Here is a 14,463-nt window from a genome sequence, read left to right on the forward strand (position 1 = left end):
GTGGATCAGGGCCGGGACCGAGAGGGCTTGTGGCCTTCCCGGTCTCGACCCTGTGGTGGATGATGCTCCGTCAACCGCCTGGACGGCTAGCGGTTGAGCGGATGGACTAGCTCATGCTCCACTTGTCCATGTTCCAGGCGATACCGGCCTGGGTCGGGTTCGGAACCACGCCGTTGATGCCCTCCGACCACGCGGTCAGGTTCGGGTTCTCGTAGAGCGGGATGGTGGCCAGGTCCTGCCACATGATCTTCTCGGCCTCGGCGAGCAGCGGCGTCTGGGCGGCCTTGTCGGTCGTGGCGTTGACCTTCTTCAGCAGCTCGTCCACCTTCTTGTTGGAGTAGCAGCCGTTGTTGTTGCCCTTGTTCTCGCTGTCGCACTTCTTGGCGGTGGTGTAGGTCGAGGTGGTGCCGCTGACCAGGTCGGAGCCGATCCAGCCGAACAGGGCGACGTCGTAGGTGTTGTTGGCGAGGCCGTTGCCGAAGAAGTCGTCGGCGCCGTTGTCAACGATCTTGAAGCCGGCCTGGCCGCAGGAGTCGGCGATCAGCTGGACGACCGAGGTGCGGCGGGGGTTCGGCTTCTGGTAGCCGATCTTGACCTCGAGGTTGGTCTTGCCGGCCTTCTCCAGCAGGGCCTTGGCACCCGCGATGTCGACCTGGTCGTACTTCTTCTCCTCGCCGCCGATGCCGGCAACGATCTCGGGGTAGCTGGCCTGGGTGCTGGCGGTGATGCGGGCCTGCAGGATCTTCGCGTTCGGGTTGATCGGCTTGATCAGGTTGTCCACGATCAGCTGCCTGGGCACGCACTTGGCGAAGGCCTCACGCAGGTCGCGGTCCTTGAACGGGCTGGAGTCGAAGTTGAAGTCCAGGTGGTCGTAGAAGAACTGGTCACCGCTCTTGACCGTGACGCCCTCCAGGGCGTTCAGCTGGTTGAGCACGTCCGGACCCGGCTGCGGGTAGACGATGTTGACCTCGCCGTTCTGCAGCGCCTGGGCCTGCTGGTCCAGGGCGATGAAGCGCTCGACGATCGTCGGGGTGGCGGCCTTGTTGGCGCCCCAGTACTTGTCGTTGGCGGCGAAGGTCAGCGACTGACCGGCGTCCCACTTGGAGAGCTTGTACGGGCCGGACGACGGGATCAGGTCCTCGCTGAGCAGCGTGCCCTTCATGACCCAGCCGTCGTTGTAGAACTTGATCGCCTCGGCGAGCTTCTTGGCGTCGCCGTCCTTGACGGCGGCGATGAGCTCGTCCTCCGAGATGTTGCCCTTCTTCTCCACCACGTGGGCGGGCATGATCTGGCCCACGGAGTAGAGGGCGCCGTGCCAGTCGGCGAACGGCTCGGAGTAGGTGTGGGTGACCTCCTTGCCGCCCTTCTCGCAGTCGGGGGTGGAGGTGAGCTCCCAGCCGGTGGTGCCGGCGCTGGAGAAGCCCTTGATCTTGCCCGAGTTCGCGGCCCAGGCGAGCATCAGGTCGTCACAGTCGATCGGCGTGCCGTCCGACCACACCGCGTTCGGGTTGATCGTGTACTTGACGGTCAGCGGGTCGTCGGAGGTCTTCTCGTAGGTGCCGAAGTCCTTGTCCGGGGTGACCGCGCCGTCGCCGCCGAAGTACCAGAAGCCGCTGAGCACGCGCTGCAGCGGGCCGTTGTTGCGGGAGGCGTTCTCCGCGCCGGTGTTGCCGTTGTAGGAGCTGAACTCCTGGTCGAAGGCGTAGGTGATGGTCTGCGCCCCGGCAGGAGCCGATGCCGAGCCCGACGCGCTGGGGTTAGCCGCCTGGTTGTCGTTGCCCGCGCAAGCGGTCAGCAGGAGCGCACCTCCCGCGACTGCTGCTAGAAACTTGCCAGATGTCCGCGTGTGGAACACGGCAGCACTCCTTAGATATCCGGTTTGAGGTCAGCCGCCAGCTATGTCGAACAAAGCTGAGCACCGTGACTCTGTTCTGGACAAGTAGGACGACAGGGGTGTTGCAGACCTGAGACCGGCAGCGCCCCAACCTGTAACAAACTCGGGCGGCAAGCCCGAAACACCGCAATAGGTGAGGATCAGGAAAAACGTTACGTTTGCCCGAATCGTCCCAGTATTTGAGATGACAGAGAGTAGTCTAGCAGCGCCAACAAGAGGCGGTTTTCGGGGTTTGTGTGGATTTTTTGCCATCTGCGGGCCGTTTCCAGACTCGGGTGTTTCCTTACGCTCCGTGTCTGTCCTTCCCTCTGTCCATCCCGGCGACGAACCTGCCTGTCACGGCGTCCGTTTGGGGCATGTGGGACGTGAGAGTCAAGCGGGGACAACGGTGAAGCGGTTTCCCGCTGTCTGTCTGATGTGAGATTGGATAGTCGAATCATCCCACCTATGGCATTTTCAGGAGAACTTGGCTATTAATAGCAACTTTGTCCATTGGGCCTCACCGGTGCCTCCTGTGCGGTCACGTAGGTCCCGCCCCGCGGAGCCGTACCCGTGGATCCTTGTGAGGAACCTGCCCGGCGGTGTCCCCGGCGGCGGTCGCCGCGTCCGGGAGGGCATCCTTGAAGGCGTGACAGACCGGTTCGAAGAGGCGACAGAGCAGAGAGTGCTCCCCCTGGTGGTCCGCATCGAGCGGGCCGCGCCGCCCGAGCGGAGCGACGCGCTGGAGGCCGCGGCGCAGGCCGTGCTGGAGCTCCTGGACGACCCGCGCGTGCGCGACGGCGGCGAGTGGGCCGAGGCCGTGCGGAGCTGGGAGGGCATCGGGATCAGGAAGGTGGTACGGCGGGCGCGCGGGGCCGAGTGGCGGCGGGTGCTGGACCTGCCCGGCATCACCGTCACGCACCGCACCGCCGAGGTCCGCGTGCATCCGCCCGTCCCCCTGGACGCCTGGCCCAGGGATCTGTCCAGGCTGCAGGTCTCCGGGACCGAGCTGACGGACTCCGCGGAGCCGGAGCCGGGGTCGGGGTCGGAGGCCGCCGGGCGGGAGGGCGTGGTGCTCTGGCTCAACCCGGCGCTGTCGATGTCGGCGGGCAAGGCGATGGCCCAGGTGGGTCACGCGGCCCAGCTCGCCTGGTGGGGGAGCGGCGACGACGCCCGGGTGTGGTGGCGTGAGCGCGGGCTGGCGGCCGCCGTACGGACCGCGACCCCGGACGGATGGGCCGAGCTGGCCGGCGCGGGACTGCCGATGGTGCGCGACGCCGGGTTCACCGAGATCGAGCCGGGCTCGTGCACGGTGGTGGCGGACGCGCCGTGGTTGCGCCGGGGAGGGTTCCGGCCGGCCGGATGGGGACCGCTGAGGTCGTCCTGACGCGTGGGGGCTCCAGGGTCCCGTCCCGTCCCGGAGGAGGGCCTGAGCGGCGCAAATCCCCGAAGGGGAAAGCACTCGTTCCCGAAGTGTGATGGGGATTGCAAGCAAGAAAAGGGGATTTGTCGTACGCTCCCGATCGTGCTCGATGGGTTGGGCGGTACCGAAGGGACTCCAGGGACGGGTGTCAGTCCGTCGTATGTCGCCGCGGAGGCGGCCACATCCGAGATGCCCAAGGTCACGGCGAGCCCTCCCGTCACCGCGCCCTCCACGCCGCCCCCGAGGCGCTCCCGCATCGGCGATCTGCAGATGCGGGTGGTCTACCGCATCCTGGCCGCGGCCGTCGCGGTGATCGTGGCCGCGGTCGCGGCCGTGGTCGGATTCCTGTCGTCCGGCTCCTCCGATCGGCCGGGCGAGGGAGAACCGGGGCAGATCGCCGCGCCATCTGCCGCGGGCCCCTCGCCCGGTTCCACCCCGTCCTCCACCCCCACGGCGCAGCCGACGCCCTCTCCCAGCGCCGAGCCCACCCCGGACGGCAGCGCGGTGACCGCGGCCCTGGCCGACCCCCGGGTGCCCGACCTGCCCGGAGACAAGCGGCTCGCCCGGCTCCCCGGCAAGTCCTACGCCTCCAAGCGCCGGATCCAGGATGAGAAGTCGGGTGTGTCGCTGATCCGGTTCGGCGAGCCCTGGAAGCCGTTCGGCGCCTCGCCGTTCGCGACCAAGCAGGTGCTCCCCGCGGTGAAGGGCGCGGGCCACCGGGCCATGCTCGTCAGCTGCCCGGTCCCGATCGAGGTCCAGGCCACCGTGAAGGACACCGCTCTCCTGGCGGCCCGCTGGACGCTCAACCACCACCCCGAGGGCTCCCGGATCACCTGGGCCGCCTCACAGCCGATCGACGAGGGCTGGCTGCTCGCCTACCAGGTGAAGTACGAGGTGAAGGGCAAGAACCGCTCCTCCATGGCCGCCGTCGCCCTGACCGAGGTCCCCGGCGCCAAGCCCGCCATGGTGTTCGTCACGATCCCCGACTCCCAGCGCAAGCGCTGGCGGGACATCAACACCGCCATGGCCTCGATCCGCCGGAGCTGACCCCGGCGGGCGGCGACCGGCGCGGGAGCGGGACTCCGGTCACCGGTGCGGGTTCCCGGGGCGGGCGGCGACGGCCGGTAGGCTCGGGCGTCGTGACCCAGATCGTGCTCGCCTCCGCCTCGCCCGCCCGTCTCGCCCTCCTGCGCAGCGCAGGACTCGATCCCAAGGTGATCGTCAGCGGTGTGGACGAGGAGGCCGTCACCGCCGGCACCCCCGCGGAGCTCGCCCTGACCCTGGCCAAGGCGAAGGCCGCGGTCGTGGCGCGCGACCTCACCGGCGCCCTGGTCATCGGCTGCGACTCGGTGCTCGAACTCGACGGCAGGGCGTACGGCAAGCCGTCCTCGCCGGAGGAGGCCGTGGCCCGCTGGCAGGACATGCGCGGCCGGAGCGGCAGGCTGCTCACCGGGCACTGCGTGGTGGACACCGCCACCGGCCGCGAGGCCGCCGAGGTGGGCTCCACGGTCGTGCGGTTCGGCACACCCTCTGATGAGGAGATCGCCGCCTACGTCGCCACCGGAGAGCCGCTGCGCGTCGCCGGAGCCTTCACCCTGGACGGCCACGGCGGCTGGTTCGTCGACGGCATCGACGGCGACCACGGCAACGTCCTGGGCCTCTCCCTGCCCCTCCTGCGCCGCCTCCTGGCCACCCTCGGCGTCTCCGTCCCCACCCTCTGGCCCCGCCCCTGACCCACCCCTGTGGACCTCGGAACGGTCACCCCCGCTTTGCCGCACCGACGTCTCTCCGGCCCCGGCACGGGTCACCCCCACTCCGCCGTACCGGCGCCTCTTCGACCTCGGAATGGTCGCCCTCGCTCCGCCGTACGACGCCCTGACCGCCCTGCGCCGAGTGCCGGTCTCCACACTCTGCGGCGCCGGTACGGCGGGGCGGGGATCGGCGCCGTCACGCGGTGATCAGCCGATCCCGATAATCTCGGAACATGGGTGTAATCCGCTCCTTCATGGACGGCATGAAATTCTTCCTCCGAGGGCTGAGCTGGGTCGCGCGGCATCCTCGATGGTGGCTGTTCGGGCTGGTCCCGGCACTGATCGTCTTCGTGCTCTACGCCGTCGGGCTCTACTTCCTCGGCACCTACGCGGGGGACGCGGCCGAATGGGCGACCCCGTTCGCCGACGGATGGAGTGAAGGGGTCAGGAACACCTTCCGCTTCCTCATCGGCATAGTGATCTTCGGCGGCGGACTGGTGCTCGCCGCGGTGACCTTCGCGGCGGTGACCCTGGTCGTCGGTGAGCCGTTCTACGAGAAGCTCTCCGAGAAGGTGGAGGAGTCGTACGGCGAGGTGCCCCGCGGCCACGAGGTGCCGCTGTGGAAGTCGATCCCCAGGTCGATCAAGGACAGCCTGATCACCCTCGCATACGTGCTGCTGTTCACGATCCCGCTGTTCTTCCTCGGGTTCGTCCCGGTGATCGGGCAGACGGTGGTCCCCGTGCTGGGCGCCATGGTCTCCGGCTTCTTCCTCACGGTGGAGCTCACCACCCTCGCCATGGAGCGCAGGGGCCTGGCCCGCAAACGCCGCTTCGCCGTACTGCGCGCGAACAAGTCCACGGCCCTCGGCTTCGGCGTCCTGCTCTTCCTGCTCTTCCTCATCCCGTTCGGCGCGGTGATCGCGATGCCCGCCGCCGTCGCGGGTGCCGCCGTCATGGTCCGGGTACGGCTGACGCCCTCCCTGCCCCCGTCCGGCGCCGTCCGGCCCGGTGCGCAGCCGCCGGGCAGCTTCCCCCCGGCCCAGCCTCCGGGCCGTTTCCCCCAGGGCCAGTTCCCCCAGGGCCAGTTCCCGCCGCACCAGGCACCTCCGCACCAGGCCCCGCCGGGGCAGGTCCCGCCGCACCAGGCCCCGCCACGCCAGACCCCGCCGGGGCAGGTCCCGCCCGGAGCTTTTCCACAGGGACACTGAGCGGCCGGCGGCCGTCCACAGAACGACGTTCGGGGAAAACGCCGTCGCCGGGGCCGGGCGAGACTCCCGGCTATGACAACCGACACCACCGACCCCCACCTCCCGGCCGGGCAGCCCCACTTCCTGCTCGGCTCCGCGGAGGACGTCCTCGGCGCGGTGCCCTATCTCCTGGGGTTCCACCCCGACGACAGCCTCGTCATCATCGGGCTGAAGGGCGGCCCGCCCCGCGGACGCGTGCATCTCACAGTCCGCTGGGACCTGCCGCTGTCCGACCCGGGCCTCGGCAGGACCCTCCCCATGCTCCATGAGGAAGGGATCACCCAGGTCATCGCCATCGGATACGGCCCGGGCCCGCTGGTGACCCCGGCCGCCGACGCGGTCATGGCGCTGTTCCACGAGAGCGGGGTCGCCCTCCTCGACATGCTCCGGGCCGAGGAGGGCCGCTACTGGTCCTACATCTGCTCGCGGACCGACTGCTGTCCCCCCTCCGGCACGCCCTACGACCGGGAGGCCGGCACGATCGCGGCCCAGGCCATCGTGCACGGCCTGGTCGCCCTGCCCGACCGGGAGGCCCTGGAGCGCTCACTCGATCCCGTCGACGGGCCCGAGCGGGCGGCGATGCGCCGCGCCACCGCCCGCGTCGTGGAGGGGATGCGACGCAGGCTGAGAGAGTGCGACGACGTCGACGGGCTCGCGGCGGAGATCGTCGCGGACGGCGTGGCACGGGTGCACGGGACCATCGGCGTCTACGCGTCGGGCGGGCGGATCGACGACGAGCAGGCGGCCAGGCTCGGGCTCGACCTGGCGGTGATCCGGATCCGTGACGAGGCCTGGACCCTCATCACCGACGAGACCCATGAGATCCATCTCCGCCTCTGGTGTGACCTCACCCGCCGCCTGGAGCCGAGATTCGTCTCTCCGGTCGCCTCCCTGCTCGGCATGGCCGCCTGGCGCAGCGGTGACTCCGCCCTGGCGGGCATCGCCCTCGCCCGGGCCCGCCGAGCCGATCCCGGTTACTCCATGGCCAATCTGCTCCTGCAGGCACTGCACCACCTGCTCCCACCCCAGGCGCTCCAGGACAGGATGCCCAGCCCCGACGAGCTGGACCAGGAGATGGGCAGCCCCGGAGCCACCTGGCTGCTCCCGCTGGCCGCCTTACTCGACGAAGGCCCCTGCCCGCCTGTCCCGGCCCCGAGAAGATGACGGGGAGGGCGGGAGACGACGAGGGAGACCGCGGTGCGTCCACGCGGCCGGTGATCGTGGGGTGGCGCCGATCAGCCGTCTTCCAGCTTGCGCCGCTCGTTGTAGGCACGCATCCGCGGCGGATATCCCGTGAGCTGCACGTCATAGACCGGAAGGGCGAGACCGCGGGCGACCTTGCCGATCACCGCGGGGGAGCCGACCCGGCGACGGGTCCACTCACCGTCGTCGGCCACGGCCACCGCGGTGGTGTCCGTCGCGAAGGTCTCCGGCTCGACGTAGAACTCCACACCGCGACGTGACTTGGCGAAGGCGATGAGCGCCTCGATGTCGGCGTCGTTCGCATCGCGGTCGAACCGCGAGATCTTCGGCCCGCGCCGACGCCTCAACCCATAGCGATCCCGCCATCTCATGTTCCTTTTTATACATCCCTGAGCCGTTCCATGGTGCGTCTCGGGTGGACTCTAGGGGACAGCTCGGGGACAACCCGGATGTGCCGGACCCCTGCCCTGGACAAACATGGAGGTCATCACACCAACGAAAGGGATAACGGTTCGATGGCAGGCACAGCTACACCGTCGGTGAATCCGTGGCACGGGGGCGTGCCGGCCGCAGGGCCCCGCCACGCCTACGCCCACCTCCGCGTCAGCAACCAGGACCGCGAGCACGTGGTCGAGCACGTCAAGGCCGCGTACGCGCAGGGCCGGCTCGACGAGACCGAGTTCGACGACCGGTTGGAGCGGGCGATGACGGCCAAGGTCCACGGAGACCTCATGCCGATCATGCATGAGCTGTACGGCTCCCGCCCCTCCATGCCGGCGCCGTACCCGTTCGGGCAGACCGGGGGCGTCGCGGTCCCCGGCCACCATGGTGCGAGGGCCGACAGCTCCGGAGACCGCGTGGGCGCCTCCGCGGCGCACCTGCTCCCGCTCACCGGCCTTGTGGTGCTCGGTCCCCTGGTCATGCTCCTGGCCGCCGGCAACACCTCCCCCTACATCCGCAGGCACGCGGTGGAGGCGCTCAACTTCCACCTGACGCTGATCGGGGCCTCGATCCTGCTGGCGATCACGGTCGTGGGAGTCGTCCTGCTGCCCGTGATGTGGATCGCGGGCGTGGTGCTGTCGATCGTCGGCGGCGTGGCGGCCCTGGGCGGAGGCGACTTCCGCTATCCGCTCACCCTGCGCCTGGTGAAATGACCACCCGCCGCGGCGGCCCTTCGGGGACAGGTGCTCGTCGAGGGGGCGAGCACCTGACAGGGCCGGGCGGGGCGGCCCTTCGGGGGGTCGGAGCGTCGAGGCCTCAGATCATCAAGGCGCGGACGGTGTCGACGGTGTCGGCCTGGTCGGGGGTCTTGTCGGGGCGATAGCGCAGGACCCTGGCGAAGCGCAGGGCCATGCCGCCGGGATAGCGGCTGGACCGCTGGACGCCGTCGAAGGCGATCTCGACGACGAGCTCGGGGCGGACGGTGACCGTCCAGCTGTCGGTGGGGCCGTCGGCGAGTGCGAGGAAGCGCTCGGTCTGCCAGGTGAGCAGCTCGTCGGTCAGGCCCTTGAAGGTCTTGCCGAGCATGACGAAGCCGCCGGTCTCCGGGTCTCGGGCGCCCAGGTGGAGGTTGGAGAGCCACCCTTCACGGCGACCGCTGCCCCACTCGGCGGCGAGGACGACCAGGTCGAGGGTGTGCCGCGGCTTGACCTTGATCCAGCCCGCGCCTCGGCGGCCCGCGGCGTAGGGGCTGTGCAGCGACTTCACCACCACACCCTCGTGGCCGCTCCGGAGGGCGTCGGCGAAGAAGGTCTCACCCGCCGTGGCGTCGTCGGTCACCAGGCGCGGGGTGACGAGTTCCGCCGGCACGTTCGCGGCCAGCGCCGCCTGGCGCTCCGCACCGGGCAGGTCGAGCAGGTCGGCGCCGTCCGCCCGCAACGCGTCGAAGAAGAACATGCTCAGCGGGGTCGTACGGCGGGCCGAGTCCACGTCGGTCCGGCTGGCCACGCGGCCCGAGGTGACCTGGAAGGGCGCGGGCCGGCCGTCCTCGCGCAGGGCGATGACCTCGCCGTCCAGGACGAGGTCCCGCGCCGGCAGCGCGCCGATCGCCTCGACGACCTCGGGGACCTGGCGGGTGATGTCGTCGAGGGTCCGGGTGAAGACGGACACGGTGTCGCCGGAGCGGTGAACCTGGATCCGGACCCCGTCGATCTTCCATTCGATCGCGGCCGGTCCGTCGAGCCGTTCCAGGGCGGCGGTGACCGAAGTGGCGCTCTGCGCCAGCATCGGCGACACGGGACGGCCCACTTCGAGGCGGAAGGCCCGCAGCGCGTCGACGCCGTCGCCCAGCGCGGCCGCGCCCACGGCGGGCAGCCAGCCCCGGAGCGTCAGCGCCCGTCTGACCTCGGCGGACGGCACACCGGACGCCTTCGCGATGGCCTCGATCATCACCCCGTCGAGGGCGCCCTGCCGCAGCTCCCCTCGCAACAGCCGGGACAGGAAGGTCTGCTCGGGCCCGGTGAGCGAGGCGAACAGCTCGGCGACCATGGCCTTGCGCGCGCTCTGGGACCCTGGACCGGCCTGGGCCTTGATGCGGCTGAGAAGGTCGTCGACCTGGTGCAGGGTCGCGGTGGCGGCCAGCCGGGGCTGGGGGAGGTCCTGCAGGCTCGCCCAGCCGACGCCGATCTGCCGCTGGGGCAGCTCGCCGGAGAGGTAGGCGATGGCGATCTCCGCCTCGTCGGGTTTGACCCGGCTGAGCAGCTCCGCGAGATGGCCGATCTTCGCCAGCCGGGCGGAGTCGGCGGCCACGGCCGCGGAGGTACGCGCGAGATCGATCAGCAGCACAGTGTTCAGCCTATGAGCTCACCCCGACAATCCGTGAGGGCGACTCCCGGGATTCCCGATCGCTTCACACCGTACGACGGCGCCGCACCCCTCCGTCCGGCCTCTCGCCGTCCCGGCGCCATCGGGAGAACCAGGCGGGGTTCGGGCGGTGAGGGGGGACGGGGCCGGTCCGGGGGCGTTCGGCGCGCCGTACCGGCGTCGTCGGGGGGGTCCGGCGGTGACCGGGGGCGGGATCAGCCTGAGGAAAAGGGTGGGGGAGGGGGTGGGTGCCCGGCCGGGTGGGGCCGGGCACCCGTTGAAGGGGTCAGCGGACGCCGAGCAGGTCCACGACGAAGATGAGGGTCTCGCCGGGCTTGATGACGCGGCCGGCACCGCGGTTGCCGTAGCCGAGGTGGGCGGGGATGGTCAGGCGGCGGCGGCCGCCGACCTTCATGCCCGCGACGCCCTGGTCCCAGCCCGCGATGACCTGGCCCGCGCCGAGCGAGAACTCGAAGGTCTCGCCGCGGTTCCAGGAAGCGTCGAACTCCTCGCCGGTGGAGAAGGCGACGCCGACGTAGTGGACGCTCACCTGGTGGCCGGGCTTGGCCTCCGGGCCGTCTCCCTCGACGATATCGACGATCTGCAGCTCCGAGGGCGGGTTGCCCTCCGGGAAGTCGATCTCCGGCTTCTCCAGTGCCACGTGGTCTCTCCTTGGTCGGATGCGTGCCGGCCGGGTTCCGGCCGACCGGACGACTCTACGGGGTTCGGAGAGCGCGTGAGGGAGAAGGGGACGTGACGGCTCCGGCGTCGTACCCTCGGAAGATCACGTGGAGGTGGCATGCGCAAGCCGTACGTGCCGGAGGAGATCCTGCTCACCGGGAAGGTCGCCGTCGTCACCGGGGCGGCCCGGGGGCTGGGACGGGCGGTCGCGGAGACGCTGCGGGTCTTCGGCGCGCAGGTGGCGCTGTGCGACCGTGACCCGATCGGCGGGTTCGACGACGCGTTCACCATGACCACGGACGTGCGCGACCCGATGGCGCTGGAGGTGTTCACCCAGGGGGTGCGCGAGCGCTTCGGGCGGGTGGACGTCCTGGTCAACAACGCCGGGGGGACGTTCCACGCGGCCTTCGCCGATGTCTCCCCGCGCGGTGAGAGCGTCCTGATCGCGGAGAACTTCACCCAGGTCACCGATGTGATCCGCCGCTTCCTGCCGCTGATGCCGCCCGGCTCCTCGATCGTCAACGTGACCTCCAGCGAGGCGCACCAGGCGGCCCCGGGATTCGCCGTGTACGCGGCCATGAAGGCGGCGGTGGAGAGCCTGACCCGCTCGCTGGCGCTCGAACTGGCTCCGCGGGGGATCCGGGTGAACGCCATCGCCCCCGACGCGCTGCCGACCGGAGGGGAGGAGGCCGTCCGCGAACGCATGCTGGCCGACCCGCTGCCCTTCGAGCCGGTACGGCTGCCGCCGTTGGGCCGCCTCGGCGACCCGGTGGAGGCCGCCGGGGCGGTGGTGTTCCTGGCCAGCGCCATGGCCGGGTTCGTCACCGGCACGACCCTGCACGTCGACGGCGGCATCCACGCCGCGGGCGGCTGGCGCAGGGTCTGACCGCGGCCCGCCCTCCCTCTCCGCGGGAACCGCCGCCGCTCTCCGCGGGGGCCTACGCCGATTCGCGGACGATCAGTTCCGTGGGCAGGACCACCGGGGTGTCCACGCTCTCGCCAGAGGCCAGCGACAGGACGAGCCTGGCCAGCTCCCGGCCCATGTCGTGGATGGGGTGGCGCACGGTGGTGAGCGGCGGTTCGGCGTAGGCGGCGGCGGGGACGTCGTCGAAGCCGACCAGGGCGACGTCGTCGGGCACCCGCCGGCCGGACTGGCGCAGCACCTGCAGGGCTCCCAGGGCCATCATGTCGGAGGCGGCGAAGACGGCGTCGAGCGCGGGGTCGTCGCGCAGCAGCTGGCGCATCGCCGCGGCGCCGGAGTCCCGGGTGAAGTCGCCGACCGCGACGATGGAGCGCCGGTCGGAGTCGCGCAGCACGTTGCGGTAGCCGGTGAGCCGGTCGATTCCGGCGATCATGTCCTGCGGCCCGGCGATCGTGGCGATCCTGCGCCGGCCGGAGGTGACGAGGTGCCCTACGGCCTGCTCGGCGCCGCCGACGTTCTCCATGTCCACCGAGGGGGGTCCGCCGCCGGTGATGGGCCGGCCCCCGCACACCACCGGCACGCCCCTGCGGGCCAGCGTCGCGGGCAGCGGGTCGGCGCCGTGCAGGGAGGCGAGGATCACGCCGTCCACGTGCCGGGAGGTGGTGTAGCGCTCGACCCGCTCCTGGCCGCGCGGCGAGCCGGAGAGCATGAGGACGAGCTGCTTGTCGGCGAGGTCCATCTCCTGGCTGACGCCGCGGATGATGCTCGCGAACATCGGGTCGTCGGAGAAGACGCGGGAGGGGGGCTCGGGGAAGACCAGGGCGATGGAGTCGGCGCGCTGGGTCACCAGGCTGCGCGCCGCGAGGTTGGGCACGTAGCCCAGCTCCTCCACGGCGCGCATCACCACTTCGCGGATCTCCGGCTTGACCTGGGTCGAGCCGTTGACCACCCGGGAGACGGTGGCCCGGGACACCCCCGCCCTGGCTGCCACCTTCTCCAGCGTGGGCCGGACGGCGTTCACCGGCCCACGCCCGCGTCCGGTCCGCGCCGGCCCACGCCCGCGTCCGGCTCGCGGAGGCTCACGTCCGCGGCCGGTTCACGACTGGATCCCGTTGCGCCGCACGACCTCGCGGTACCACAGGGCGCTGTCCTTGGGCACCCGGTTCTGGGAGGCGTAGTCGACGTGGACCAGGCCGAAGCGCTTGCCGTACCCCTCGGCCCACTCGAAGTTGTCCATCAGGGACCACACCAGATAGCCCCGCAGGTCGGCGCCGGCCTCGATCGCGGCGTGCGCGGCGCGGAAGTGGCCGTCGAGGAAGGCGATCCGCCGCTCGTCGGCGACGCGGCCGTCGACGAGCACGTCGTCGAAGGCGGCGCCGTTCTCGGTGATGATCAGCGGCGTGCCCGGATAGTCGCGGGAGAGCCTGACCAGCAGGTCGGTCAGCGCGGAGGGCACGACCGACCAGCCCATGGCGGTCCGCTCCTCCTCGCCCTGGACGAACGCGATGCCCTCGCTGCCCGGGTGCACCGGGTTGGCGGGCTGGCCCGCGCGCAGCTCGACGGTGGTCGGGCTGTAGTAGTTGACGCCGAGCAGGTCGATGGGCGCGCCGATGAGGTCGAGGTCGCCGTCGCGGACGAAGGACCAGTCGGTGAACCGGCGGGCGCGCTCGACGACGTCGGCCGGGTACTCCTTGCGCAGGACCGGGTCGAGGAAGATGCGGTTCTGCAGGCCGTCGATGTGCGCCACGGCCAGCGGGTCGTTCCCGCTGATCGGCGCCAGGTTGAGGGTGATGCCGACCTGCTTGGCCCCGGCGGCGCGCAGCTCGGCGGTCGCCAGCCCGTGGCCCAGCAGCAGGTGGTGGACGGCGGCGAAGGCGGCGCCCGGCTCGGTGCGGCCCGGGGCGTGGATGCCCGCGCCGTAGCCGAGGAAGGACGAGCACCACGGCTCGTTGAGGGTGGTCCAGGTCTCGACCCGGTCGCCGAGCCTGCCGTGGACGATCGCGGCGTACTCGGCGAAGCGCTCGGCGGTCTCCCTGCTGGTCCAGCCGCCGCGGTCCTCCAGGGCCTGCGGCAGGTCCCAGTGGTAGAGCGTCACGATGGGCGTGATGCCGTGCCCGTGCAGCTCGTCCACCAGCCGCTCGTAGAAGTCCAGGCCGCGGGGGTTGACCGGGCCGGAGCCGTCCGGCTGGATCCGCGGCCAGGCGATGGAGAAGCGGTAGGCCTGCATCCCCAGGTCGGCCATCACGGCCACGTCGTCGCGGTAGCGGTGGTAGTGGTCGCAGGCCACGTCACCGGTGTGGCCGCCGACGACCTTGCCGGGGGTGCGGGAGAAGGTGTCCCAGATCGACGGCCCCCGCCCGTCCTCGCTCACGGCCCCCTCGATCTGGTAGGAGGCGGTCGCCGTCCCCCAGACGAATCCCTTCGGGAAGGTGATGTCGCCCTTGCCCGCGGTCTCCTCGGAGATCCCCACGGACGTTCCTGTGGACAGGCTCATGCCCCACAGCCCCTTTCGCCTCGCCGTCAACCCCGCCTCGCCCCGAACGGCAGAGAGCGCTCTCACA

At 70.9% G+C, this 14,463-nt stretch carries 13 protein-coding genes; 7 read left to right on the plus strand and 6 right to left on the minus strand.

Annotation, left to right across the window (positions count from 1 at the left end):
- Positions 1-106 precede the first annotated feature (106 nt).
- Entirely contained in the window at positions 107-1,855 is a 1,749-nt protein-coding gene (locus Pta02_RS11985) for an ABC transporter family substrate-binding protein (RefSeq protein WP_203874839.1), read from the minus strand.
- A 667-nt stretch (positions 1,856-2,522) separates the two neighbouring features.
- On the opposite strand from Pta02_RS11985, the gene Pta02_RS11990 reads away from it, so the two are divergent.
- The 5 genes from Pta02_RS11990 (at position 2,523) to Pta02_RS12010 (ending at position 7,458) form a co-directional block, all read left to right on the plus strand.
- Complete coding sequence (locus tag Pta02_RS11990; protein ID WP_203874840.1) at positions 2,523-3,260, plus strand: peptidyl-tRNA hydrolase; 738 nt, start codon at positions 2,523-2,525, stop codon at positions 3,258-3,260.
- A gap of 225 nt (positions 3,261-3,485) precedes the next feature.
- A complete protein-coding gene (locus tag Pta02_RS11995; RefSeq protein WP_203874841.1) occupies positions 3,486-4,343 on the plus strand; it encodes a hypothetical protein in 858 nt (285 codons plus the stop codon).
- Positions 4,344-4,435: 92 nt separating this feature from the next.
- Positions 4,436-5,029 (plus strand): nucleoside triphosphate pyrophosphatase, encoded by a 594-nt coding sequence (locus tag Pta02_RS12000; protein ID WP_203874842.1) that lies wholly within the window; start codon positions 4,436-4,438, stop codon positions 5,027-5,029.
- A 251-nt stretch (positions 5,030-5,280) separates the two neighbouring features.
- Positions 5,281-6,255 (plus strand): EI24 domain-containing protein, encoded by a 975-nt coding sequence (locus tag Pta02_RS12005; protein WP_203874843.1) that lies wholly within the window; start codon positions 5,281-5,283, stop codon positions 6,253-6,255.
- Positions 6,256-6,327: 72 nt separating this feature from the next.
- Complete coding sequence (locus Pta02_RS12010; RefSeq protein ID WP_203874844.1) at positions 6,328-7,458, plus strand: DUF4192 domain-containing protein; 1,131 nt, start codon at positions 6,328-6,330, stop codon at positions 7,456-7,458.
- A gap of 71 nt (positions 7,459-7,529) precedes the next feature.
- Here the strand turns inward: Pta02_RS12010 and Pta02_RS12015 are convergent, their stop codons facing one another.
- On the minus strand, positions 7,530-7,868 hold the full coding sequence (locus tag Pta02_RS12015) for a hypothetical protein (RefSeq protein ID WP_203874845.1): 339 nt from the start codon (positions 7,866-7,868) through the stop codon (positions 7,530-7,532).
- A 189-nt stretch (positions 7,869-8,057) separates the two neighbouring features.
- On the opposite strand from Pta02_RS12015, the gene Pta02_RS12020 reads away from it, so the two are divergent.
- Positions 8,058-8,651 (plus strand): DUF1707 and DUF4870 domain-containing protein, encoded by a 594-nt coding sequence (locus Pta02_RS12020; protein ID WP_203874846.1) that lies wholly within the window; start codon positions 8,058-8,060, stop codon positions 8,649-8,651.
- A 103-nt stretch (positions 8,652-8,754) separates the two neighbouring features.
- Here Pta02_RS12020 and Pta02_RS12025 read toward each other — a convergent pair whose 3' ends face one another.
- Both Pta02_RS12025 and Pta02_RS12030 read right to left on the minus strand, forming a co-directional pair.
- Positions 8,755-10,281 carry an ATP-dependent DNA ligase gene (locus Pta02_RS12025; RefSeq protein ID WP_203874847.1) on the minus strand — a complete coding sequence of 509 codons (1,527 nt, stop codon included), beginning with the start codon at positions 10,279-10,281 and terminating at the stop codon, positions 8,755-8,757.
- A 304-nt stretch (positions 10,282-10,585) separates the two neighbouring features.
- Positions 10,586-10,960 (minus strand): FKBP-type peptidyl-prolyl cis-trans isomerase, encoded by a 375-nt coding sequence (locus Pta02_RS12030; protein WP_275423573.1) that lies wholly within the window; start codon positions 10,958-10,960, stop codon positions 10,586-10,588.
- Positions 10,961-11,098: 138 nt separating this feature from the next.
- On the opposite strand from Pta02_RS12030, the gene Pta02_RS12035 reads away from it, so the two are divergent.
- Positions 11,099-11,866: an SDR family NAD(P)-dependent oxidoreductase gene (locus tag Pta02_RS12035; RefSeq protein ID WP_203874848.1), complete on the plus strand. Its 768-nt coding sequence runs from the start codon at positions 11,099-11,101 to the stop codon at positions 11,864-11,866.
- Positions 11,867-11,918: 52 nt separating this feature from the next.
- On the opposite strand, the gene Pta02_RS12040 is transcribed toward Pta02_RS12035, so the two are convergent.
- Together Pta02_RS12040 and Pta02_RS12045 are read right to left on the minus strand one after the other, a co-directional pair.
- Positions 11,919-12,893 carry a LacI family DNA-binding transcriptional regulator gene (locus tag Pta02_RS12040; protein ID WP_239130313.1) on the minus strand — a complete coding sequence of 325 codons (975 nt, stop codon included), beginning with the start codon at positions 12,891-12,893 and terminating at the stop codon, positions 11,919-11,921.
- A 105-nt stretch (positions 12,894-12,998) separates the two neighbouring features.
- Positions 12,999-14,396, minus strand: coding sequence for a GH1 family beta-glucosidase (locus Pta02_RS12045; RefSeq protein WP_203874850.1), 1,398 nt, complete (start codon positions 14,394-14,396; stop codon positions 12,999-13,001).
- Positions 14,397-14,463: the final 67 nt, after the last annotated feature.

Source organism: Paraplanobispora takensis, assembly GCF_016863195.1.
Taxonomy (GTDB): domain Bacteria; phylum Actinomycetota; class Actinomycetes; order Streptosporangiales; family Streptosporangiaceae; genus Planobispora; species Planobispora takensis.

Coding starts and splice junctions, on each gene's coding strand:
- Pta02_RS12015 (WP_203874845.1), bottom strand. CDS start 7,868: ATGAGATGGCGGGATCGCTATGGGTTGAGGCGTCGGCGCGGGCCGAAG.
- Pta02_RS12010 (WP_203874844.1), top strand. CDS start 6,328: ATGACAACCGACACCACCGACCCCCACCTCCCGGCCGGGCAGCCCCAC.
- Pta02_RS12035 (WP_203874848.1), top strand. CDS start 11,099: ATGCGCAAGCCGTACGTGCCGGAGGAGATCCTGCTCACCGGGAAGGTC.
- Pta02_RS12005 (WP_203874843.1), top strand. CDS start 5,281: ATGGGTGTAATCCGCTCCTTCATGGACGGCATGAAATTCTTCCTCCGA.
- Pta02_RS12045 (WP_203874850.1), bottom strand. CDS start 14,396: ATGAGCCTGTCCACAGGAACGTCCGTGGGGATCTCCGAGGAGACCGCG.
- Pta02_RS11995 (WP_203874841.1), top strand. CDS start 3,486: ATGCCCAAGGTCACGGCGAGCCCTCCCGTCACCGCGCCCTCCACGCCG.